At 74.2% G+C, this 22,792-nt stretch carries 21 protein-coding genes, 1 tRNA gene and 1 other RNA gene; 6 read left to right on the top strand and 17 right to left on the bottom strand.

Annotation, left to right across the window (positions count from 1 at the left end; translation table 11 throughout):
* Positions 1–6: 6 nt before the first annotated feature.
* Both ACYVOF_RS11410 and ACYVOF_RS11405 read left to right on the top strand, forming a co-directional pair.
* Positions 7–879 (top strand): aldo/keto reductase, encoded by an 873-nt coding sequence (locus ACYVOF_RS11410; RefSeq protein ID WP_460866558.1) that lies wholly within the window; start codon positions 7–9, stop codon positions 877–879.
* A 103-nt stretch (positions 880–982) separates the two neighbouring features.
* Positions 983–2,632 (top strand): class I adenylate-forming enzyme family protein, encoded by a 1,650-nt coding sequence (locus ACYVOF_RS11405; protein WP_460866557.1) that lies wholly within the window; start codon positions 983–985, stop codon positions 2,630–2,632.
* A 57-nt stretch (positions 2,633–2,689) separates the two neighbouring features.
* On the opposite strand, the gene ssrA is transcribed toward ACYVOF_RS11405, so the two are convergent.
* The 8 genes from ssrA to ACYVOF_RS11365 form a co-directional block, all read right to left on the bottom strand.
* Positions 2,690–3,060: a transfer-messenger RNA gene (ssrA, locus tag ACYVOF_RS11400) on the bottom strand.
* 58 nt (positions 3,061–3,118) lie between these two features.
* Entirely contained in the window at positions 3,119–3,967 is an 849-nt protein-coding gene (locus ACYVOF_RS11395; RefSeq protein ID WP_460866555.1) for an EamA family transporter, read from the bottom strand.
* Between the two features lie 3 nt (positions 3,968–3,970).
* The gene (locus ACYVOF_RS11390; protein WP_460866859.1) at positions 3,971–4,795 is read right to left on the bottom strand and encodes an amidohydrolase family protein; all 825 of its coding nucleotides are present in this window, start codon (positions 4,793–4,795) and stop codon (positions 3,971–3,973) included.
* A 74-nt stretch (positions 4,796–4,869) separates the two neighbouring features.
* Positions 4,870–5,346 (bottom strand): SsrA-binding protein SmpB, encoded by a 477-nt coding sequence (smpB, locus tag ACYVOF_RS11385; RefSeq protein WP_460866553.1) that lies wholly within the window; start codon positions 5,344–5,346, stop codon positions 4,870–4,872.
* Positions 5,347–5,393: 47 nt separating this feature from the next.
* A complete protein-coding gene (gene ftsX / locus ACYVOF_RS11380; RefSeq protein ID WP_460866551.1) occupies positions 5,394–6,296 on the bottom strand; it encodes a permease-like cell division protein FtsX in 903 nt (300 codons plus the stop codon).
* Positions 6,297–6,350: 54 nt separating this feature from the next.
* Positions 6,351–7,040, bottom strand: coding sequence for a cell division ATP-binding protein FtsE (gene ftsE / locus ACYVOF_RS11375; RefSeq protein ID WP_460866549.1), 690 nt, complete (start codon positions 7,038–7,040; stop codon positions 6,351–6,353).
* A gap of 64 nt (positions 7,041–7,104) precedes the next feature.
* On the bottom strand, positions 7,105–8,220 hold the full coding sequence (gene prfB / locus ACYVOF_RS11370) for a peptide chain release factor 2 (protein ID WP_460866548.1): 1,116 nt from the start codon (positions 8,218–8,220) through the stop codon (positions 7,105–7,107).
* A gap of 22 nt (positions 8,221–8,242) precedes the next feature.
* On the bottom strand, positions 8,243–8,758 hold the full coding sequence (locus tag ACYVOF_RS11365) for a PadR family transcriptional regulator (RefSeq protein ID WP_460866546.1): 516 nt from the start codon (positions 8,756–8,758) through the stop codon (positions 8,243–8,245).
* Between the two features lie 92 nt (positions 8,759–8,850).
* On the opposite strand from ACYVOF_RS11365, the gene ACYVOF_RS11360 reads away from it, so the two are divergent.
* Entirely contained in the window at positions 8,851–9,645 is a 795-nt protein-coding gene (locus ACYVOF_RS11360; RefSeq protein ID WP_460866544.1) for an inositol monophosphatase family protein, read from the top strand.
* Here the strand turns inward: ACYVOF_RS11360 and ACYVOF_RS11355 are convergent.
* The 4 genes from ACYVOF_RS11355 to ACYVOF_RS11340 form a co-directional block, all read right to left on the bottom strand.
* Positions 9,642–10,073, bottom strand: coding sequence for a VOC family protein (locus ACYVOF_RS11355; protein WP_460866542.1), 432 nt, complete (start codon positions 10,071–10,073; stop codon positions 9,642–9,644). The two genes, ACYVOF_RS11360 and ACYVOF_RS11355, sit on opposite strands and share 4 nt — an antisense overlap.
* Before the next feature lie 19 nt (positions 10,074–10,092).
* Positions 10,093–10,932, bottom strand: coding sequence for a helix-turn-helix domain-containing protein (locus tag ACYVOF_RS11350; protein WP_460866540.1), 840 nt, complete (start codon positions 10,930–10,932; stop codon positions 10,093–10,095).
* Positions 10,933–10,972: 40 nt separating this feature from the next.
* Positions 10,973–12,175 (bottom strand): amidohydrolase family protein, encoded by a 1,203-nt coding sequence (locus ACYVOF_RS11345; protein ID WP_460866538.1) that lies wholly within the window; start codon positions 12,173–12,175, stop codon positions 10,973–10,975.
* Between the two features lie 71 nt (positions 12,176–12,246).
* A complete protein-coding gene (locus tag ACYVOF_RS11340; RefSeq protein WP_460866857.1) occupies positions 12,247–13,599 on the bottom strand; it encodes an HNH endonuclease in 1,353 nt (450 codons plus the stop codon).
* A 131-nt stretch (positions 13,600–13,730) separates the two neighbouring features.
* Here ACYVOF_RS11340 and ACYVOF_RS11335 point away from each other — a divergent pair, with 131 nt between their 5' ends.
* Positions 13,731–14,150, top strand: coding sequence for a nitroreductase/quinone reductase family protein (locus tag ACYVOF_RS11335; RefSeq protein ID WP_460866856.1), 420 nt, complete (start codon positions 13,731–13,733; stop codon positions 14,148–14,150).
* Positions 14,151–14,162: 12 nt separating this feature from the next.
* Here the strand turns inward: ACYVOF_RS11335 and ACYVOF_RS11330 are convergent, their stop codons facing one another.
* The 3 genes from ACYVOF_RS11330 to ACYVOF_RS11320 form a co-directional block, all read right to left on the bottom strand.
* A complete protein-coding gene (locus tag ACYVOF_RS11330; protein ID WP_460866536.1) occupies positions 14,163–15,440 on the bottom strand; it encodes a uracil-xanthine permease family protein in 1,278 nt (425 codons plus the stop codon).
* A gap of 83 nt (positions 15,441–15,523) precedes the next feature.
* Positions 15,524–15,600 (bottom strand) — tRNA-Met (locus ACYVOF_RS11325).
* Positions 15,601–15,672: 72 nt separating this feature from the next.
* Positions 15,673–18,678 carry a UPF0182 family protein gene (locus tag ACYVOF_RS11320; RefSeq protein ID WP_460866534.1) on the bottom strand — a complete coding sequence of 1,002 codons (3,006 nt, stop codon included), beginning with the start codon at positions 18,676–18,678 and terminating at the stop codon, positions 15,673–15,675.
* A 171-nt stretch (positions 18,679–18,849) separates the two neighbouring features.
* On the opposite strand from ACYVOF_RS11320, the gene ACYVOF_RS11315 reads away from it, so the two are divergent.
* Positions 18,850–19,452, top strand: a complete 603-nt coding sequence (locus ACYVOF_RS11315; protein WP_460866532.1) for a PPA1309 family protein — start codon at positions 18,850–18,852, stop codon at positions 19,450–19,452.
* Between the two features lie 19 nt (positions 19,453–19,471).
* Here the strand turns inward: ACYVOF_RS11315 and ACYVOF_RS11310 are convergent, their stop codons facing one another.
* Positions 19,472–20,506 (bottom strand): YlbL family protein, encoded by a 1,035-nt coding sequence (locus tag ACYVOF_RS11310; protein ID WP_460866530.1) that lies wholly within the window; start codon positions 20,504–20,506, stop codon positions 19,472–19,474.
* A 137-nt stretch (positions 20,507–20,643) separates the two neighbouring features.
* Between ACYVOF_RS11310 and ACYVOF_RS11305 the strand changes: the two genes are divergently transcribed.
* Positions 20,644–22,068: a zinc-dependent metalloprotease gene (locus tag ACYVOF_RS11305; protein WP_460866527.1), complete on the top strand. Its 1,425-nt coding sequence runs from the start codon at positions 20,644–20,646 to the stop codon at positions 22,066–22,068.
* Between the two features lie 7 nt (positions 22,069–22,075).
* On the opposite strand, the gene ACYVOF_RS11300 is transcribed toward ACYVOF_RS11305, so the two are convergent.
* Positions 22,076–22,666: a M48 metallopeptidase family protein gene (locus tag ACYVOF_RS11300; protein ID WP_460866525.1), complete on the bottom strand. Its 591-nt coding sequence runs from the start codon at positions 22,664–22,666 to the stop codon at positions 22,076–22,078.
* Positions 22,667–22,792: the final 126 nt, after the last annotated feature.

The raw sequence follows: 22,792 nt of genomic DNA, 5'->3' as shown, positions 1-22,792 counted from the left end.
CCGGGCATGACCTCGACCACCACCGCACCGGACGCCGCCGCCAGCGGCTCCTTCGACATCCCGGGCGTCGGCCCGGTCAACCGCCTGGGCTTCGGCGCCATGCGCATCACCGGTGAGGGCGTCTGGGGTGAGCCCGCCGACCGCGAGACCGCCCGCGCCGTGCTCCGCCGCGCCGTCGAGCTCGGCGTGACGCTCATCGACACCGCCGACTCCTACGGCCCCGACGTCTCCGAGGAGATCATCCGCGAGGCGCTGCACCCCTACGCCGACGACCTCGTCATCGCCACCAAGGCCGGGCTGACCCGCACCGGGCCCGACCAGTGGATCCCGCTGGGCCGCGCGGAGTACCTGCGTCAGCAGGCCGAGAAGAGCCTGCGGCGCCTCGGGGTCGACGCCCTCGACCTGTTCCAGCTGCACCGCATCGACCCCAAGGTCGACCGCGAGGAGCAGTTCTCGACGCTGCGCGACCTGCAGTCCGAGGGCAAGGTCAAGGCGCTGGGCCTCTCCCAGGTCTCGGTCGACGAGATCAAGGCCGCCGGGGAGTTCTTCACCGTGGCCACCGTGCAGAACCGGTACAACCTGACCGACCGCACCGACGCCGAGGTGGCGCGCTACTGCGCGGCCAACGGCATCGGCTTCATCCCGTGGGCCCCGGTCTCCGCCGGCGAGCTGGCGAAGCAGGGCGGGCCGGTCGACGAGATCGCCTCCCGCACCGGCGCCTCGCCGTCGCAGGTCGCCCTGGCCTGGATCCTGCAGTCCTCGCCGGTGAACCTGCCCATCCCGGGCACCGGCTCGGTCGAGCACCTCGAGGACAACCTGGGCGCGGCCGGGCTGACGCTGTCCGACGAGGACCTGGCGACGCTGACCGACGCCGCCTGACCCACCGCGCACGACGGGCCCGGGAGCACGCGCTCCCGGGCCCGTCGGCGCTAGCCTGGGCGTGATGCGGCTCACCGACGAGCCGCCCGCCAGGAGGTGGCCCGTGACGACCGCGACCCGCACCAGCCCGCCCGGACTGCCGGAGCACCTGGAGGTCCCGTCGGTCGACGTGGCCGCCGTCGTCCGCGGCGCCGCCGCGCAGTGGGGGGACCGGGTCGCCTACACCCAGGACGACCGCACGCTCACCTACGCCGAGCTCGGCGCGCAGGCCGCGCAGGTCGCGAACGGGCTGCGGGCCCGCGGCGTCTCCCCCGGTGACGTGGTGGCCGTGCACATGCCGAACTGCCTGGAGTACCCCGGCGTCTACTACGGCGTGCTGCAGGCGGGAGCCGTGTTCAGCCCGACCAACCCGCTGCTGCCCCCGCCCGACCTCGCCGCCCAGCTCGCCGACGCCGGCGCGGTCGCCGTCGTCACCTGGGGTCCGGTCGCCCAGGCGCTGCAGGCGGTGCGCGGCGCCATCCCCGCCCGCCTCGTCGTCACCGTCGACGCCGAGCTGCCCGACTCGGTCACCCTGGCCGAGCTCGTCGCGGGCCAGGACACCACGGCGCCCGACCCCGAGCTGGACCCGGCCGCCACGATCGCGCACGTCGCCTACACCGGCGGCACCACCGGGCGCAGCAAGGGCGTCGAGCTCACCCACACGATGGTGCTGACCAACGTGCTGCAGTCGGCGGCCTGGAACGGCGGGGTGACGGTCACCGTCGAGGACGGCCGGCTCGTCGCCGAGCAGGTCGGCAGCGTCGAGGAGTGGCCCACCCGGATCGGCACCGGGGCCACGGTCAACCTGACGCCGTGGTTCCACGCCATGGGCGTCATCGGCTACCTGTCGGTCCCGGTGCTGACGGGGTTCTCGACGACGATCCAGCAGCGCTTCGAGCCGGGGGCGTTCCTGGCCGGGCTGGAGGCGTGCGGGGCCACGATGATCGGCGGCGCCCCGCCGGTGTTCGTCGCGCTGCTGCGCCACCCCGACATCGCCACCCGGGACCTCTCGGGCGTCCGCGGTCTGAACTCGGGGGCGGCGCCGCTGCCGGTGACCGTGCTCGAGGCGCTGCAGGAGCGCTTCCCCGACGCGGTGGTCTGCGAGGGCTACGGCCTGACCGAGGTGACGATGGCCGCGACGCTGAACCCGGCGTGGCGCTCGGGGGAGCGGCGGGCCGGCACCGTCGGGCTGCCCATCGCGGGGACGGAGATCCGGCTGGTCGACGCGGACTTCGCCGACGTCCCCGCGGGCGAGCGCGGCGAGGTCGCCATCCAGGGCCCGCAGGTGATGCGCGGCTACCGCGGCCGGCCCGACGCCACCGCCGAGGTGCTGCGCGACGGGTGGCTGCGCACCGGCGACATCGGGACGATCGACGACGACGGCTACCTGGCCATCGTCGACCGCGCCAAGGACATGATCCTCTACAAGGGCTACAACGTGTTCCCCCGCGAGCTCGAGGAGCTGCTGTTCACCCACCCCGACGTGGCGAACACCGCGGTGGTCGGCCGGCCCGACGACGAGGCCGGCGAGCTGCCGGTGGCCTTCGTGGCCCTGGCCCCGGGCGCGACGACGACGCCGGAGGACCTCATGGCCTTCGTCAACGCCCAGGTGGTGCCATACAAGAAGCTCCGCGAGGTACGGCTGGTGGACACCATCCCGGTGTCGGCGGCCGGCAAGATCCTGCGCCGCGAGCTGCGCGACGGGCTCAGCTGACCCCGGTCGTGACGCGACGAGGGCCCCACCTCCAGGTGGGGCCCTCGTCGGTCGTGCCTGTGGAGATGCCGGGAATCGAACCCGGGTCCTCCGTCGCGTCACCAGGGCTTCTCCGTGCGCAGTCCGCTACGTCTCTGCTCGGATCTCCTGATCACGCGGACGAGTCAGGATGACGATCCCAGCCACTGTGTGATGTCCCCGGCGGGTCCGTGGCCGATCCGCCGGGTAAGAGCCCTCTAGTCGATGCCAGGGTCCGGGGCGAGGGCACACCCGGTCTGACAGAGTCGCTACTCGCTCAGGCGGCGAGGGCGAACTCGCGCTGACTGGAGTCGGCGCTTATATGTTTGCAACGACGCTCACGGTGGTCGGTTGCCTGCACCGGCACGCTTCCCCTGGATCACCGTACGAAGTCGAAACCGTTCATCCCCGTACGCGCCCGACGACCGTCGCCGGGACTGCCCACTGTAACCCCCGCGCCCGTCAGGATCATCCCTGCGACGCGATCAGCGCGACGGCGGCCGCGGCCAGGCCCATCCCGACCACCTGCACCCGCCCGGTCCGCTCGCCGAGGACCACCGTGGCCAGCAGCACCGTCGCCGCCGGGTACAGCGCCGTCACCACGCTCACCAGCGAGAGGTACCCGGCCTGCAGGGCGTAGAGGAACGCGACGTTGGCGACCACGTCGAGCACCCCCGCCAGCAGGGCCAGCGCCAGCACCCGGCCGCGCACCACCGCCCGGTCCGAGCTGCGCGCCAGCGCGGCCAGCACCACCAGGCTGGCCGTCACCCGCGACACCAGCAGCGGGCCGAGTCCGGTCCCGCTCTCGACCCGGTCGAGCAGCACGAAGTACCCGGCGAAGGCGACCCCGGAGACCACCGTGAGCAGCGCGACGTGCCGGGTGAAGGGCTTCTGCTCGCCGGCGACCGTCCCCGGCTCCCGGCTCACGAGCGCCACGGCCACCACCGCCACCACGGCTCCGACGAGCGCGAGCGCCGAGGGCCGCTCCCCCAGCGCGATGCCCGCCGCCACCGGCAGAGCCACCACCAGCACCGACGTCAGCGGGGAGACCACGCTCATCGGCCCGGCCCCGAGCGCGACGTAGAACGACCACACCGCCACCCCGGCCACGACCCCGGCCAGGCCGCCCCACACCAGGGACCCGACCGTGACGCGGCCGCCGACGAACGGCAGCAGCGCCGCGACGAGGACCACCGAGAACGGGTAGGACACGACCACCACCCGCAGCGCGGCGACCTTGCGCGCGGCGACCCCGCCGACGAAGTCGCTCACCCCGTAGCCCAGGGCGGCGAGCAGCCCCAGCAGTCCCGCGAGCACGGGCTACAGCCCGAGCAGGCGCGCTGGGGTGTCGTGCAGCACCGCGCGCAGGAACGCCTCCCCGAGCCGGTCGTCGGCGGCCGCCCAGCCGGCGATCGCGCGCAGCTGGGTGGCGTAGTCGTAGGGGATGTTGGGGAAGTCGGTACCCAGCGCCACCCGGTCGGGGTGCTCGACGAGCCGCCGCACCCAGCTCTGCGGCAGCGGCATCATGGCCTCGACGAACGGGGTGCCCACCATCGTCGTGTCCAGGTGGACCCGGTCGAACCGCTCGACCAGCCCCCACGCCGCCTCGTAGTCCGGCATGCCGGCGTGGGCGATGACCGCCGTCAGCGCCGGGTGGCGCCCCAGGACCTCGGCGAACACGTCGATCCCGGTGTGCGCGCCCGGGATGGGCCCGTGCCCGCAGTGGATCACCACCGGCGTGCCCCGCTCGGCCAGCACACCCCACGCGGCGTCGAGCACGGGGTCGCGGGGGTCGAACCCGCCCACCTGCACGTGCACCTTGACCACCCGGGCGCCGGCGTCCAGCGCCCGGCCCAGGTACCGGTCGGCGCCGGGCTCGGCGAACAGCGTGGCGGTGGGGACGGCGTCCGGCGTCGCGGCGGAGAACCCCGCCACCCAGTCGTTGAGCCACTCCGCCATGCCCGGCTTGTGCGGGTACACCAGCGGGGCGAACGTCCCCACGCCCCAGCCGCGCAGCAGCGCGAGGCGCTCGGGCACCGGCAGCTTGTACTGCACCGGCCAGGCGGTGCCGTAGTGGGTGTGGGCGTGCTCGAAGTAGTCCCACACCTTCGCCATGACCCGCTCGGGCAGGAAGTGGGTGTGCAGGTCGACCAGACCGGGCAGGCCCAGCGCGTCGACCCAGCCCCGGACGTCCGCGTCGGTGGCCGGGCCCGGTGCGCTCAGGACCGCATGCCCTTCACGCGGCGGCCCAGCTCGCGGGTCACCTCGCGCTCGACGTCGCGGCGGGCGAGGTCGTGGCGCTTGTCGTGGGCCTGCTTGCCCCGGCCGAGCGCCAGCTCCACCTTGACCTTGCCGTCGGAGAAGTACATCGACAGCGGGACGAGGGTGAGGTTGCCCTCGCGGGTCTTGCCGACGAGCCGCTCGATCTCGCTGCGGTGCAGCAGCAGCTTGCGGGTGCGCCGCGGGGTGTGGTTGGTCCACGTGCCCTGCGTGTACTCCGGGATGTGCAAGCCGCGCAGCCACACCTCGCCGCTGTCGACGGTCGCGAACGCGTCCACCAGCGACGCCTTGCCCTCCCGCAGGCTCTTCACCTCGGTGCCGACCAGCACCACCCCGGCCTCGTAGACGTCGAGCACGGTGTAGTTGTGGCGCGCCTTGCGGTTGGACGCGATGACCTTGCGCCCCTTCTCCCTCATGGCTCCATCATCCCACGCACGTCCACCCGGCCGGATCCGCGCAGGCGCTACTGCCGCACGTAGAGGCGCAGGGTGACGTAGGCGGTGATCCCGGAGAGCACCACCGACGCGGCGACCAGCGCCGGGGCGACGAGCACCACGTCCGCCGTGGTGATCTGGCCGATGATGTTCGACGAGTACAGGTCGGAGAGCACGTTGTCGATGAACAGCGACTTCGCCGCGAACAGCCCGCCCACCGCGAGCAGCGAGCCGATCACGCCGGCCACCATGGCCTCGAGCAGGAACGGCAGCTGCGTGTACCACCGGGTCGCCCCGACCAGGCGCATGATCCCCACCTCCGTGCGCCGGGTGTAGGCGGCGATCTGGACCATGTTCGCGATGAGCAGCAGCGCGGCGATGGCCTGCACCACCGCGATGGCGAAGGCGGCGTTGCGCACCCCGCCCAGCACGGAGAACAGCCGCTGCACCAGGTCGGCCTGGTCGACGACGCGGTCGACGCCCGGCTGGGTGGCGAACTGCTCCTGGATGACCGCGAAGCGCTGCGGGTCGGTCAGCCGCACCCGGAAGGACGCGGGCAGCGACTCCGGGCGGGCCAGCTGGACCAGCTCGGGCTGGTTGGCGAACACCTCCTGGAAGCGGGTGTAGGCGTCGGCCCGGCTCTCGTACTGCACCGACTGGACCCCGGGGGTGCCCTCGAGCTGGCTGCGCAGCGCGGCGCAGATCGGGCCGGTGCAGCCCGGGTCGCCGCCGGAGACGTCGTTGGTGAGGAAGACGGCCACCTCGACGCGGTCGAAGTAGATCTTCTCGGTCTTGTTCGTCATCTGGACGACGAGCAGCCCGCCGCCGAGCAGGCCCAGCGAGATCGCGGTGGTGATGATCATCGCCAGGGTCATGGTGATGTTGCGGCGCAGGCCGGTGAGGACCTCGCTGAGCACGAAGGACAGACGCATGGGGTGGGAGCTCCTAGCAGTGGTGTGGGGCCGGGGGCGGGGTCGTCGCGCGGTCTAGCGACCGACGCCGTAGACGCCCCTGGCCTCGTCCCGGGTGACCTTGCCGAGGTCGAGCTCGATGACCCGGCGCCGCATGGAGTCCACGATGTGGTTGTCGTGGGTGGCCATGAGGATGGTCGTGCCGGTGCGGTTGATCCGCTCCAGCAGCAGCATGATGTCCTGGCTCGTGTCCGGGTCCAGGTTCCCGGTGGGCTCGTCGGCCAGCAGCAGCAGGGGCCGGTTGACGAAGGCCCGGGCGATGGCGACGCGCTGCTGCTCGCCGCCGGAGAGCTCGGTGGGCAGCCGGTCGCCCTTGCCGGAGAGCCCGACGAGGTCGAGCACCTCGGGGACGACCTTCTTGATGGTGCCGCGGGGCTTGCCGATGACCTCGAGGGCGAAGGCGACGTTGTCCCCGACGGTCTTCTGCTGCAGCAGCCGGAAGTCCTGGAACACGCAGCCGATGCGCTGGCGCAGCCGGGGCACGCGCCGCGCGGCGAGCCGGTTGACGTGGAAGTCCGCGACGTGGATGTCGCCGGACGAGGGCACGTCCTCGCGCAGCAGCAGCCGCAGGAACGTGGACTTGCCCGAGCCGGACGCGCCGATGAGGAAGACGAACTCGCCCTTCTCGACCTCCATGCTGACGCCGTCGAGGGCGGGGCGGGTGGAGGTCTTGTAGGACTTGGAGACGTTCTCGACGCTGATCACGACCTCGGAGTCTAGCCGGGCCCGCCGACCGCTCCCCCGACCCGCGGCGCCGCGGGCCCGACGCTCAGGCCTGGACCTCGCGCTTGCGCCAGCGCACGGCGGCCTCGAGGAACGCGTCGATCTCGCCGTCGAGCACCGCCGAGGGGTTGTTGACCTCGTGCTCGGTGCGCAGGTCCTTGACCATCTGGTAGGGGTGCAGCACGTAGGAGCGCATCTGGTTGCCCCACGAGCTGCCGCCGTCGCCCTTGAGCGCGTCCATCTCGGCCCGCTCGGCCTTGCGCTGCACCTCGAGCAGCTTGGCCTGCAGCACCTTCATGGCCGCGACCTTGTTCTGCAGCTGGCTCTTCTCGTTCTGGCAGGTGACGACGATGCCGGTGGGCACGTGGGTCAGCCGGACCGCGGAGTCGGTGGTGTTGACGCTCTGCCCGCCGGGGCCCGAGGAGCGGTAGACGTCGACCCGCAGGTCGTTCTCGTCGATCTCGACGTGGTCGGTGGTCTCCACCACCGGCAGCACCTCGACCTCGGCGAAGGACGTCTGGCGGCGGCCCTGGTTGTCGAAGGGGCTGATCCGCACGAGCCGGTGGGTGCCCTGCTCGACCGAGAGCGTGCCGTAGGAGTACGGCGCCTTGACCGCGAACGTGGCGGACTTGATGCCCGCCTCCTCGGCGTAGGAGGTGTCGTAGACCTCGGTGCCGTAGCCGTGCTTCTCCGCCCAGCGCAGGTACATGCGCATGAGCATCTCGGCGAAGTCGGCGGCGTCGACCCCGCCGGCGCCGGAGCGGATGTTGACCAGGGCGTCGCGGGCGTCGTACTCCCCGGAGAGCAGGGTGCGGACCTCGAGGGCCGCGATGTCGGTGCGCAGCGTGGTCCGCTCCGCGTCGGCCTCGGCGGCGGCCTCGGCCCCGGACTCCCCGCCCTCGTCCTCGGCCAGCTCGTAGAGGGTCGGCAGGTCGTCGAGCCGGGTGCGCAGCGCCTCGACCCGGCGCAGCTCGGCCTGGGAGTGCGAGAGCTGGCTGGTCACCTGCTGGGCGTGCTCCTGGTCGTCCCACAGGTCCGGGGAGACGGCCTGCTGCTCGAGCTCGTCGATGCGGCGGCGCAGCTCCTCGACGTCGAGCACGGCCTCCACCGTCTTCAGGGTGGTGTCGAGCTCGGCGAGGTCAGCGATCACGTCCGGGTGCACGTCCCGCAGGCTACCGCCGCGCTCAGAGCTTGCTGACGGTGTCGACCAGCTTGGCCAGGGCCCGGACGTGGGCCAGCGCGAACTCGGCCGCGGCCTTCTGCGCGGGGGTCTCGGCCGCGGGCACGGCCCGGCGCGCGGTGACCACGCGCTCGGCCACCGCGGCGCGGGCGTGCTCGACGAGGTCCGCGCGCTGGGTGGCGGTGAGGTGGTCGGCGTGGACGAGCCGCAGGGCGAGCGGGCTGCGGACCGCGTCGACCTCACCGGCGCCCGACGCCACCCAGGTGCGGAACGCCTTCTTGCCCGCGGCGGTGATGACGTACTGCTGGCTGGCGCGGGCGCCCTGCTTGCCCAGGCGCAGCAGGCCGGCGTCGGCCAGGGCGGGCAGCTCGCGGTAGACCTGGCTGCGGGTGAGGCCGAAGTAGCCGCCGTGGCGGAGGTGCGCGGTGGCGATCAGCTCGCCGCCGGTGGCGGGCCCGTCGTGCAGCAGCCCGAGCAGCGCGGCGGCGGTGGCGTTGACGGGGGCAGCGGGCGTGGCCATGCGACCACGGTGCCACCGCGCGCGACCCCCGTCCACACCAGACCGTCCCCATCGGACGCGGACGATCACCGCCGTGGGTAGCGTCGGACCGCGTGAGCACCCCCGCCCCGGACCTGGCCGCCGACCTCGCGCTCGCCCTGGCGGTGGCGGACGCGGCCGACGCGATCACCACCGACCGGTTCGGGGCGCTGGACCTGCGGGTGGAGTCCAAGCCCGACCTGACGCCCGTCTCCGACGCCGACGTCTCGGTGGAACGCGCGGCGCGGGCGCTGCTGGCCGACGCCCGGCCCGCGGACGCGCTGCTCGGGGAGGAGATGGGTGGGGAGGTGGCGCTCTCGGGGCGGCAGTGGGTGATCGACCCGATCGACGGCACCAAGAACTTCGTCCGCGGCGTGCCGGTGTGGGCGACTCTGGTGGCGCTGCTGGTCGACGGCGTGCCCGTGGTGGGCGTCGTCAGCGCGCCGGCGCTGGGCGGTCGGCGGTGGTGGGCGTCGGAGGGCGCCGGGGCCTTCGCGAGCACGGGGGGTGGGCCGGCCCGCCGGCTCGCCGTGTCCGGGGTCGGCGGGCTCGGCGAGGCCAGCCTCTCGTTCTCCTCGATCTCGGGCTGGGCGGAGCGACGGGGGGCCTTCCTCGACCTGACCGACGCGGTGTGGCGGGTCCGCGGCTACGGCGACTTCTTCTCCTACTGCCTGCTCGCCGAGGGCGCGGTGGACCTGGTGTGCGAGCCCGAGGTGAGCCTGTGGGACCTCGCGCCGCTCGACGTCCTCGTCCGCGAGGCGGGGGGCCGGTTCAGCGACCTCGACGGGCGCGACGGTCCGCACGGCGGCAGCGCGGTGGCCACCAACGGCCGGCTGCACGACGAGGTGCTGGCGCGGCTGGCCCGCTAGGCCGGGCCGGCCGCGTGGCCGGGGTAGGTGCCGACGGACCAGCGGTTGCCCTCGGGGTCGCGGACCGCGGTGTCGTGGCTGCCGTAGTCGGTGTCGAACGGCGCGCGGACGTCCGTCGCCCCGGCCGCGACGGCGCGGGCGTGCAGGGCGTCGACCGCCGCCGCGTCGGGCAGCACGAGGTAGGTGCCCGCCGACCCGGGCTCCAGGGCCCACGGGTCCGCCGACGCCGGGTCGGCCGGGGCGTCGCCGAGCATGAGGCCCCCGCCCGTGGGCCAGGCCAGCTCGGCGTGGGCGACGCGGCCGGAGGGGTCGCGGTGCACGACGGTCTCGGTGAACCCGAGGACGTCGCAGAGCCAGGGGATGAGGGTGCTCGCGTCGCGGGCGCGCAGGGTGGGCCAGGTGCCGGTGGTGCTCGAGGGGTTCGTCATGACGGCCAGGGTGCTCCGCTCAGGGGGTCGTGGTCTTGGACGGATCGGCGGGGTGGCCGTGCTCCTCGGCCAGCCAGCGGCGCGGCGGGAGCCCGGCCAGCGCCGTGAACTCGCGGGTCAGGTGCGCCTGGTCGGCGTAGCCGTGGGTGGCGGCGAGCCCGGCCAGGTCGGTCGGTGCGCCGCGCGCGGCACGGTGAGCCAGGGCGGTGCGGGTGGCGTGGAAGCGGACCAGCCGCAGCGCCGTCTTGGGACCGACGCCGAGCTCGGCGGTGAGCCGCCGGTGCAGCCGCCGCTCCCCCCAGCCGACGTCCGCGGCCACGGCGGAGACGGCGGCGCGGCCCCCGCTGCGCGTGATGAGCGACCAGGCGCGGGCGACCTCCGGGTCCGGTGGGCGGACGGCGCCGGCGATGCGCCGGGTGATCACGTCCTCGACCGCGGCGAAACGGGCGGGCCAGCCGGGGGTGGCGAGCAGCCGGGCGCGCAGCTCGTCGGCGTCGGGGCCCAGGACGTCCTCGGCGCGGACGTCGAGGCCCGCGAGCTCGCCCGCGGGCAGGCCGAGCAGGGCGCGGGCCCCGAGCGGTCGCAGCGCCACCTGCACCCCGGACTGCCGTCCGGGGTGGGCGAGCAGGGCAGGGACGGTGTGCAGCCCGCCGAGCAGGGTGTCGTAGCTGCCGCCGGGCTGGGTGGGGTCCGGGTGGCACAGCACGGTGAGCGGCTCGTCGAGGGTGAGGACCAGGGTCAGCCACGGCGACGGCAGCCCGCGGTGGGTGCCGGGCGCGCCGTCACGCTGCCGGTAGCCGGTGACGGACGCGACGAAGGGCTGCAGGGCGGGCGAGGGTGGTGCCGGGACGAGCTCCACCTCGCCCAGCCTGGCCACCGACGTTCCGCGGCACCAGGGCTCAGCGCGGGGGGACCGTCAGCTCACCGCGGTGCACCACGGCCCACACCTCGGGGCGGCCGCGCAGCACCTGGCGGGGGTCGTCGGTGTCGAGCACGACGGCGGACGCCGGCGCCCCGGGGTGCAGGCCCCAGCCGGCGTGGCCGAGGACGGACGCCGGGGTGGCGGTGAGCGCGGTGAGCACCTGCTGCTGGTCGGGCCACGTGCCGAAGTGCCCGAGCAGCACCGCGAGGCGGCCGATGTCGAGCAGGTCGCCGGTGCCGGTGGGGGTGAACGGGTTCTGCAGGTTGTTCGTCGCGAAGCTGACGGCGACGCCGGCGTCGAGCAGCTCCCGGACGGGGGCGATGCCCCGGGAGGACGGCCGCGCGTCACCCCGGCCGTTGAGGTAGGTGTCGGTCGCGGGCAGCGAGACCAGCCCGGTGCGGGTGCGGGCCAGCCCGTCGGCGCGGCGCGCGGCGTCCGCACGCGGGGCCGCCGAGAGGGCAGTCATGTGCCCGACCGTGACGCGGCCGTGCAGTCCGCGGTCGTCGACCACCCGCAGCAGCTCGTCGACCCAGCCGTCCCCGGCGTCGTCGGAGAAGTCGAGGTGCAGGTCGAGCGGCAGGCCGCGGTCGACGGCCACGTCCGCGGCCCAGGCGATGTGGGCGGCCGGGTCGTCGTCGACGTAGGGGCAGGCGCCGACCACGGTGCAGCCGGCGTCGAGGCCGGCCAGCAGCAGCTCCTTGGCGCCGTCGTCCTCGAGGCCGTTCTGCGGGAACGCGACCAGCTGCAGGTCGACCCGGCCGGCCCACTGCCGGGCGAGCTCGACCTGGGCGGTGACGGGGTCGAGCCCGGTGACGGGGTCGACCTCGGCGTGGGCGCGGGCCGCGACGGTGCCGGCGCGCTGCATGCCCGTCAGGGCGCGCTCGGCCCGGGCGAGCATGCCGTCGACGTCGGCGCCCTTGGCCTCCTTGAACTGCTTGACGGCGTCGATGGCCTCGGTCAGACCGTCGGCCTCGATCCCCATCTCCTCGAGCTCGTCGGCGAGGAAGGCCTTGTCGAGGTGGGTGTGGGCGTCGACCAGTCCGGGCAGCACGACCCGGCCCCCGACGTCGAGCAGCTCGCCGCTCGGGTCACCGTCGGCCCACTCGCCCCGGGTGATGGCCGACGACCAGGGCTCGTCCTGGTCGATCACGCGGGCACCGGTCACACCGTCGAGACGCACCCGCAGGACGGTAGGGCCCGGCACCACCGCGCGCCCGTCGGCGGGCTCCGACCACGTCGGCGTGACCGGCCTCAGGTGTGGGCGAGCAGGATCTCGGCGAGGTGCTGCTCGACCTGGCTGGGTCGGATGATGTCGACGGTGATCGGGCCGGCCGGCGCGGGCTGGTCGGTCTGGGGGTTGCGGGCTGGGGTGGGGGGTGCGGGGGCCCGGGACCGGTAGCGGTGCCCGGTGGGGGTGGTGGTGAGCACGGTGTGCCGGTCGCCGGGGATCGTGCGGGCGGTCCATCCGGGGGTCTGCTTGGTGTGGTTGCACGCCTCGCACAGGCCCTGGGTGTTGGCCGCGGTGGTGGGTCCGCCGCGGGCGGCGTCGTGGACGTGGTCGTCGTGGCGGGCGGGGGCGTCGCAGTAGGGGGTGCGGCACAGGCCCTGGTCGCGGATGCGGAGCAGGGCGGCGAGCCCGGTGGGGGTGAACCGGGACCGCCTGGTCAGGGCCACCAGCTGCCCGGTGGGGTCGGCGTACACCCGCCGCCACCAGGTTGCACCCGAGACAGGGCCGGTGCTGGTGTCGGTGTCGAGGGAGTCGGCGATCATCTCCCGCGCCACCTGGGCGGGTACCGGCCCGTGCCCGGGGACCACTGCCGGGTCGTGCCCGGACCCCAGCAAGGCGGTGTCGGAGATGATGACCTCGACGGTGACCGGGACCTGCGCGGCCTGGGACTGCCCGGTGAGCCGTTCCACGAGCAGGTCGGCCATCACCTGCCCCCGCGACCGGTCCCCTCCACCGGCCACCCCGACGGTGGTGCGGGCGGTGTCGGCGTCCCGGGCCAGCGCCGCGTAGGCGGCGACACCTTGGGCGACGGGGAGCAGGGCGGTCAGGTAGGTCATGGTGTCCGGGGCCGGGCGCAGCGAGACGTGCCGCTCCGAGGCGGCCTTGCGGGCCCGGCGGGTGACCGCCGCCGGGTCGTGCGCGCACACCCGGCGGCGCACCTCGGCCACCAGGCGGGCCGTCCCCACCCCGTCGAGCAGCTCGGGGTCACCGCACACCGCGGCGTCCACCACCGCCCGCCCCGCCCGGTCCAGGCAGCCCGTCTCCCGGGCCACCAGCATCGCCGTGTGCTCGCTGAGCCGGCCCTCCCGCAACGCCCGCCGGGTCGCCGGCAGGTCCGCGTGCAGGTCCCGAGCCAGACCCAGCAGCACCTGGCCGCGGTGCGGGGACTCCCGCCGCGCCAGCCCCACCTGCGACCCCACCCCGCGGCCCCGCCGAGCCGCGGGCACCCCCGCGGTGGCCTCCCGGGACCGGGTCGAGGAGTCCAGGGCCACCGCCAGGTCGGCCTGCGCCGCGCACACCGCCGACTTCACCGCCTCCAGCTCGCCGAGCAGATCCACCCGGGCCGCGTCGTCCACCACGTCCCCACCACCGGGCAGCGCCCCGGCCAGCAGCAGGTCACGCCACCGGCGCACCTCGCCCAGCTCCAGGACCCGACCCACCCCACCAGACTATCGAACACGTGTTCGAACATCAAGGGTGGGTTTCGTGGCAGGCTCCCCGCATGGACATGAACGAGTGGAACCGTCAGGTGGTCGAGGAGTTCCGGACCAACGAGGGGCGGGTGGGTGGCCCGTTCGAGGGCGCGCCGATGATCCTGGTGCACCACACGGGCCGCAAGAGCGGCACGCAGCGGGTCAGCCCGATGGTGTTCCAGGCGGTCGGGGACGGCTTCGCCGTGTTCGCGTCGAAGGCGGGCGCACCTGACAACCCCGACTGGTACCACAACCTCCTCGCACACCCCGACACCACGGCGGAGGTCGGGGCCGAGCACCGCGGTGCCAGCGTCGAGGTCCACGTGCGCGAGCTGACCGGTGACGAGCGCACCGAGGTGTGGGAGGCGCAGAAGAAGGCGTCGCCGGGGTTCGCCGACTACGAGGTCAAGGCCGCGCCCCGGGTGATCCCGGTGCTGCTCCTCGAGCCCCGCTGAGCCGACCCGGTCTCACCGGACGACGGGCCCGTCGCGACGGTCGCGCAGCCGCTCCAGCGTCGACATGCCGTGGTAGACGAGGACCGCGGCGATGGTGCCCAGCGCGATGCCGGTGAGCACGACGTCACCCGCCCCGAGGGTGAGGTCCCCGATGCCGATGACCAGGGCGACCGCCGCGGTCAGCTGGTTGACCGGGCGGGAGAAGTCCACCCCGTTGTCGATCCAGATCTTGATGCCGATGACGCCGATCAGCCCGTAGAGCGCGACGGTGACCCCGCCGAGCACCCCGGCCGGGATGGTGTTGACCAGCGCCCCGACCTTGGGCGACAGGCTGAGCAGGATCGCGACGACCCCGGCGACCCAGTACGCGGCGGTCGAGTAGATGCGGGTCGCGGCCATCACCCCGATGTTCTCGCCGTAGGTCGTGGTCCCCGAACCCCCGCCCGCGCCGGCCAGGGTGGTCGCGAGCCCGTCGGCCAGCAGCGCCCGCCCGGTGCGGGCGTTGACCCCCGGGTCGTCGGTGAGGTGGGCGACCGTGCGCACGTGGCCGACGTTCTCCGCGACCAGCACCAGCACCACGGGCAGGAACGCGGGCAGCACGGACCAGCTCGGCTCCGGGGCGGCGAAGTCCGGCAGCCCCACCCACCCGGCGGCTCGGACCGCGGAGAGGTCCACGGCGCCGGCCAGGGCGGCCACGACGTAGCCGACGACGACGCCGAGCAGGACGGACAGCCGGGCCGCGAACCCCCGCAGCACGACGGCCACGACCAGCACGGTCAGCAGCGTGGCGGCGGCCGTCCACGGCGCCTTCGCCACGTTCGCCGTCGCCGTGCCCGAGAGGTTGAACCCGATCAGCGCCACGATCGCGCCGGTCACCACCGGCGGCATCAGCGCGTCGATCCACCCGGCCCCGGTGACGAGGACGACCACCCCCACGACGGTCAGGGCGAGCCCCGTGACGAGGATGCCGAACAGCGCGTCGCCCATCGTCCCGGACGCCGTCGCCGCCCCGATGGGTGCGATGAACGCGAACGACGAGCCCAGGTAGCTCGGCACCCGGTTGCCCGTCAGCAGCAGGAACCCCAGGGTCCCCACCCCGGAGAAGAACAGCGTCGCGGTCGGCGGGAACCCGGTCAGCACCGGCACCAGGAACGTGGCACCGAACATGGCCACCACGTGCTGCGCCCCGAGCCCGACGGTGCGGGGCCAGGTGAGCCGCTCACCGGGCCGGACCACCTCGCCGTCGGCCACCGAGCGTCCGTCGCCGTGCTGGGTCCAGGTCAGTCGCATGGGGCCATCCAACCCGACCAGCACGACGCGCCGTCCCGGGCGTGACGAAGGCCCCCGGGAGGATCTCCCGGGGGCCTTCGTGGTGGTAGCGGGGGCAGGATTTGAACCTGCGACCTCTGGGTTATGAGCCCAGCGAGCTACCGAGCTGCTCCACCCCGCGCTGCAAGGAGAACGTTACCGGGGTGCGGACCCGGGGAGCAAATCGCCGGGTCCGCACCGCCGGAGACGTGCGTCACCCCGTCGGCTGCGGCGCCGGGGTGGTCGGGGCGGGCGCGGCCGAGGACGGCACCGGCGACGTGGTCGGCGCCGAGGACGCCGGCTGGCCGGACACCTGCTGGTAGGCCTGCACGGCTGCCTGCAGCCGGGCCAGGGCCGAGCCGTAGGCGGAGAAGTCACCGCTGGACTGCGCCTGCTGCAGGGCCGCGATGGCCGAGTTCAGCTCGGTCACCGCCGCGCCGACCGACGCCGCCGGTGCCGGACTGGTCGTCCCCGGGGTGGTCGAGGGCGTCGTGGTGCCCCCCGTGCCGCCCGCGGCCGGCGGGGGCTGCACCGTCGAGGAGCCCGCCCCGGAGCCGAACACCTGGTCCAGCGCCCCGGCCAGCGTCGGCGCGTAACCGACCTGCCCGTTGTAGGACACCAGGACCCGCGCCAGCTGCGGGAAGGACGAGCTCTGACCGGTCCGCTCGATGTAGACCGGCTCCACGTACAGCAGCCCGCCCTCACCGACCGGCAGCGTCAGCAGGTTGCCGTAGAGGATCCGTGTGGACTGCTGCTTGAGCAGGTTGAGGTTCTGCGAGACCTGGGGCGCGGAGATCATCGAGTTCTGCACCTGCTGCGGACCCTGCGACTGGGTGTCCGTCGGCAGCTGGAGCACGGTGATCTTGCCGTAGTCGTCCGGGTTCGAGCTCACGGTCATGTACGCGGACAGGAACTCCCGGTTGAGCCCCACCAGCGCGCTGGTCAGCTGGAAGCTCGTCTGGTTCGTCCGCGGGTCGGCCGCCAGGACGTAGTACGGCGGCTGGCTCAGCCGGCCCGAGTTGTTCTCGATCGTCGGGTCGCTGGGCACGGACCAGAACGCGTTGGTGGTGAAGAACTCCAGGGGGTTCGAGACGTGGTAGCGCGCCAGCAGCTCGCGCTGGACCTTGAACAGGTCCTGCGGGTAGCGGAAATGCGAGCGCAGGTCGGCCGAGATCGCGCTGGACGGCTGCACCACCCCGGGGAAGACGCCCTCCCAGGCCTTGAGCACGGGGTCGTTGTCGTCGACCGAGTAGAGCGAGACGGTGCCGTCGTAGGCGTCGACGGTGGCCTTGACCGAGTTGCGGATGTAGGACACCTCCTTGTTCGGCAGTGCCCGCACCCCGTTGGCGTTGACCACGGTGGAGTCGCTGGTCGCGCTGTCCAGCGACGTCGCCTGCGCGTACGGGAAGTTGTCCAGCGTGGTGTAGCCGTCGACGATCCACTTGAGACGCCCGTCGACCACGGCCGGGTAGGTGTCACCGTCGGTGGTGAGCCACGGCGCCACGGCCTGCACCCGGTCGCGGGGGTCGCGCTTGAAGATGATCTTCGAGTCGTCCGAGACGGCGCTGGAGAACAGGATGTTGCGCTCCGCGTACTGCGAGGCGAAGACCAGCTTGTTGACCAGGTTGCCCACGGGCACGCCGCCGGAGCCGTCGTAGGTGAACGACGAGGTGTCGGTGTCGTACTCGCGCGGGGCCTCGCCCGGCGCACCGCCGACGATGGCGTAGTCCGGGTTGGACTGGCCGATCAGCGGGCCGTAGTAGATCCGCGGCTGGCTCAGCGGGATCGTGCCCTTCGAGGCCAGGTCGCTGACCGTGTAGACCGGGTAGCCGCCGGTGCTGCTGCTCTGGTCCTCGACCGCGGCGTTGACCTGGTTGGCGGGCGCGGCCACGAAGCCGTTGCCGTGGGTGTAGACGGTGAACCGGTTGATCCAGTCGGTCTGGTTGCCCGTCAGCTCGTTCGGGGCCAGCTCGCGCGCGGCGACGACGTAGTCGCGCAGCTGCCCGTCGACCTCGTAGCGGTCGACGTTGAGCGTGTCGGGGAAGCCGTAGAAGTTCTTCAGCTGCTGCTGCTGGGTGAAGGTGCTGGTGAGCACGTTCGGGTCGAGCAGGCGGATGTTGGACACCGTCTCCTGGTCGGTGGCGACGTCCTGCGGGGCGACCGTCGCGTTGCCCGGGTAGCTGACGTAGGTCACCTGCTGGTCGGTGAGCCCGTACGCCTCCCGGGTCGCGGCGATGTTGCGCTGGATGGGGGTCGACTCCTTCGACGCGGCGTTGGGCCGCACCGAGAACTGCTCGACGACCGCGGGCCACGCGGCGCCGACCAGGATCGAGGACAGCACCAGCAGCGCGGTGGCCAGCGCGGGCACCCGCAGGTCGCGCAGCACCACCCCGGCGAAGAACGCCCCGGCGCAGATCACCGCGATGCTCAGCATGATCAGCTTGGCGGGGAGCACCGCGTTGAGGTCGGTGTAGCTGGCGCCGGTGAACGTCGGGGCCTTGCGGTCGCTGGAGAGCAGCGAGTAGCGGTCGAACCAGTACGCCACCGCCTTGGTCAGCACGAACGTCCCGGCGAGGACGGCGAGCTGGACGCGGGCGGCGCGGGTCAGCTGGCCGCCGCGGCCGGCCAGGCGCAGGCCGCCGAAGAGGTAGTGGGTGACCAGGTTGGCCAGGAACGCCAGCAGGACCGCGACGAAGACCCAGTCGAGGATGGACCGGTAGAAGGGCAGGTCGAACGCGTAGAAGCCGACGTCGTAGCCGAACTCGGGGTCGCGGACGTCGAACGTCGTGCCGTGCAGCCACAGCTGCACCGTGGTCCAGCTGCCCTGGGCGACCAGCCCGGCGATGAGGCCGATGACCACCGGGATGCCGATGCCGAACAGCTTGGCGCGGCTCATCACGGTGGTGCGGTAGCGCGCGACCGGGTCGTCCGGGCCGCTGACGGGCACGAACACCGGCCGCGAGCGGTAGGCCAGCAGCAGCGCGCCGGCCACCACCGCGCCGACGAGGACGCCGACGACGAGGAACAGCACCACCCGGGTCAGCAGGACGGTCGTGAACACGCCGCGGTAGCCGACCTCGCCGAACCACAGCCAGTCGACGTAGGTGCTGATGAACCGGGACCCGCCGAAGAGCACGACGAGCAGCGCGACACCGAGGCCGAGCAGGACGCGGCTGCGTCGGGACAGTCCAGAGAATCCGGTGGGGGGCCGCACGGCCACGGGCCACGCTCCAAGCTCGTCGCACGGCGCGGACGCCGCTGGTGGTCTCGTGCCCGCTCACGCTCGCCGCGTGCCGGGTCTGCCCGAGTCTACGGACCGCCGTCGCGGGCGAGACCGAGGTCAGCGGCCCGGGGGCCGCCGGGGGGTGTGCCGCGGGGATACTCGCCCACCATGAGCCAGCTCTCCCCCACCGCCCTCTCGACCGCCGTGCGCGAGGTCGTCACGTTCGTCGACGGTGCGGGCTGGGACCAGCCCCCGCAGCTGTTCGCCCTGGTGCCGACGGCGGAGCTCGCCGCGGCCGAGCCCGGAGTGGCCGACCAGCTCTCGGCGGGCGCGGAGCTGACCCCGGTCGCCCAGGAGGGCCTGCCCGGCGCGGAGGACGGCGGGACCCCGGCGCTCGACGCGGCGCTGGCCCGGCTGAGCTGGCCGCCCGCGGTCGCCGGCTGCGTGCTGGTCCAGGAGATCCTCGTGCTGCCACCGGACGCGGAGGCCGAGCTGGACGACGCGGTCGCGCACGCCGTCGGCGCCCCGGGGGCGGACGAGGCGTCCGCCGAGCAGGCCGCCATCGACCACGCCGCGCGGCACCCGGCCCGCCGCGAGGCGCGCCTGGTGGCCGCCGTGCTGCGCGGCGGGGACGCGCTGTGCCTGCTGCAGCTGCGCCCGGCCGGGGGCGAGGAGCCCACCGCGGTGGCGGGCCAGGACGGCCCCGAGCTGCTGGAGCACCCCGAGCTCGCCCCGAACCTCGTCGCGGCCCTGCGGGCGACCCTGGACTGACGGAGCGGGCCGCCCGGGGTCAGGAGCTCGGCTGGCAGCTGGGCGCGTCGCCGCCCGCGTCGAGGGACTGCAGCGCGGCCACGGCCGAGGTGAGGCTGTCGACCTCGACCAGCCGCAGGCCCGCGGGGGCGCGGCTGAGCGCCTCCGCGCAGTTGTCCGCGGGCACCAGGAACGTGGTGGCGCCGGCCTCGCGGGCGGCCGCGAGCTTGAACGGGATTCCCCCGATGGGGCCGACGGCGCCGCTGTCGTCGATGGTGCCGGTGCCGGCGACGAACGCGCCGCCGTTGAGCTCGCCGGGGGTGAGCTCGTCGACCACGGCCAGGGAGAACATGAGCCCCGCCGACGGCCCCCCCACGTCCTGCAGGCTGATGTCGACGGTGAACGGCACGTCCGGGGTGTCCGTGGTGCCGATCCCGAGCAGGCCGCGCGACGGGTCGTCGGGCCGCGCGGCGAGGGTGATCGGGGCGCTGGCCTCGACACCGTCGCGGCGGTAGGTGACGGTCACGGTGGTGCCCGGGGCGGCCGAGGAGATCGTCCCCGCCACGTCCGCGGCCACCGGGACGGGCGTGCCGTCGACCGCGAGCAGCGTGTCGCCCGGCTTCAGCACCCCGTCCGACGGCGACCCGTTGGTCACCGAGGCCACCGTCACCGCCGTGGGGTACTTGAGGTAGCGCAGCGCGGCGACCTCGGCGCTGGACTCCGACTGCTGGAAGGCCTGGGTGTTCTCCTGGCTGACCTGGTCCTCGGTCTTGGCGGGCGGGAACACCTCCTCGCGCGGCACGACGGCGTAGCGCCCGCTGGCCCACAGCCCGACGGCGCCGAAAAGGCTCAGCCCGCTGTTGACGCTGACGGTCGTCATGTTGAGGTTGCCCGCCGTCGGGTAGGTCTGCGTGCCGTTGACCGCGACCACCGGGGTGCCGTCGACCTCGCCCAGGGTGTTGTAGGTGGGTCCCGGGCCGAGCGCCACGAACGGCACCGGCACCAGCCCGCCCAGCAGTCCGGTCACCAGCACGACCAGCACGCCCACGAGCAGGGTCACCGTCCGACGCGTCACGCCGACCACCCTAGAGACGCCCCCGCCCGGCGCCCGCCGGGGCGAGGTGCGCCACCCGCGGCCGTGTTCGCCGCGGGCGCAGCGCGGACCGTCGCGCGCAGGGCGTGCGGGCGGGGCCCCCCGCGTACCGTTGGGGCATGAGTGACCAGCCCTTCGGCTTCTCGTCCGGCGACGACCCCGACCGCGGTCGGGGTGGCGGTGGCCAGGGCGGTGGTGGCGGCTTCGGCGGTGGGTTCGGCTTCGGGCCCGGCGGCGCCGGCGGCTTCGACCCCTCCCAGCTGGGCCAGATGTTCACCCAGCTCGGCCAGATGCTGTCCTCGGCGGGCACGTCCTCGGGACCGGTCAACTACGACCTGGCCAAGCAGCTGGCCACCCAGCAGCTCGGCACGGTGACCCCGGTCCGCGACGCCCAGCGCGGCGCGGTGGCCGACGCGGTGCGCCTGGCCGAGCTGTGGCTCGACGACGTGACCACGCTGCCCGCCGGGGCGACCACCACCGCGGCGTGGACGCCGGCCGACTGGCTCGAGCACTCCATGCCCACCTGGAAGCGGCTGTGCGACCCCGTCGCGACGAAGGTCGCCGGGGCCTGGGTCGACGGCCTGCCCGAGGAGGCCCGCCAGCTCGCGGGCCCCATGATCGGGATGATGGGTCAGATGGGCGGGCTCGCCTTCGGCTCCCAGCTGGGCCAGGCGCTGGGCCAGCTCGCCGGCGAGGTGCTCAGCTCGACCGACGTCGGCCTCCCGCTCGGGCCCGCCGGCACCGCCGCCCTGCTGCCCGCCGCGGTGGAGGCGCTGGCCACCGGCCTCGACCGCCCGCAGCAGGAGGTCGTCGTCTACGTCGCCGCGCGCGAGGCCGCCTACCAGCGGCTCTTCGCCCACGTCCCGTGGCTGCGCCAGCGGCTGCTGGCCACGGTGGAGGAGTACGCCTCCGGCATCACCGTGGACTTCTCCGCGATCGAGGAGCTGGCCAAGGGCCTCGACCCGGCCATGCTGCAGGACCCGTCGGCGCTGGAGGGGATCCTGTCCCGGGGCACCTTCGAGCCGACGACCACCCCGGCGCAGAAGGTCGCCCTGGAGCGGCTGGAGACCCTGCTGGCCCTGGTCGAGGGCTGGGTCGACGCCGTGGTCACCGACGCCGTCGGCTCCCGGCTGCCGGGTGCGGAGGGGCTGCGGGAGACGCTGCGCCGCCGCCGCGCCAGCGGGGGCCCGGCCGAGCAGACCTTCGCCACCCTCGTCGGCCTCGAGCTGCGACCCCGCCGGCTGCGCGAGGCGGCCGAGCTGTGGCGGCTGCTGGCCGCGCGCGGCGACGCCGACGCCCGCGACGCGGTGTGGTCGCACCCGGACCTGCTGCCCGTCGCGGCCGACCTGGACGACCCGGCCGCCTTCGTCGAGCGCTACCTGGTGGAGCGCAGCGGCGTCGCGGGGGACGACCCCATCGCCGAGCTCGAGCGCCAGATGGCCGCGGAGCGCGACGAGGACGCCTCGCCGGGGACGAGCGACGGCCCTGCTGCTCCCGACACCGACGACGAGGGTCCCGACGACGGGCCCGCCCCCACCCGCTGACCCGGGCTCAGGGTCCCGCGGGTCCCTCGTCCTCGGGGGCGGGGGTCTGCACGCCCCACGACGCGGCGGCGCTGAGGCCCTCGAGGTAGCCCACCGCCCGCTCGGTGCGCGGGTAGTGCGAGACCAGGGCCCAGAACCGGTCGGTGTGGCCGGGCTCGACGAGGTGCGCCAGCTCGTGGACCAGGACGTAGTCCAGCACCCACCCCGGCGCGGTCCGCAGCGTCTCCGACACCCGGATGCTGGCGTCGGCGGGGGTGCACGACGCCCAGCGGCTGCGCATCGGGGCCACCCACCGCACGGACGCCGGCCGCACCGCCCGCCCGGCCGGGGCGTCGAGGTGGCGGCGGGCCAGCGCGGTCGCCCGGGAGACGAGCTCGTCGTCGGAGCGCGCGGCGGCCGAGCGGCGGCGCTGCTCGGAGCGGTGCAGCCGCGCCAGCATGGTGTCGACCCAGTGCGCCTCGTCCGCCCGCGACGTGCGCGCGGGGACGAGCACCACCACCCGGTCGCCCTCCCGGCGGGCCGTCACGGTGCGGGTCCGGCGGGCGCTGCGGCGCACCTCGACGAGCTCCCCGCTGGGGTGGGTGGTCGTCCCGGGCACGGCGCAGACGCTAGCGCCGGGGCCCGACGGAGCGTCGACCGCACGACCGACGCCGACCCCCCGGCGCGGCGACCTGGGCCTATGCACGGGCCTGCGTGGGCTACGGTCGGGTCTTTCCCAGCTCTC

The organism is Rhodococcus aerolatus, from assembly GCF_054783215.1.
Note: the sequence above shows the minus strand (reverse complement) of the source record. Positions and strands in the feature narration are given on the sequence as shown.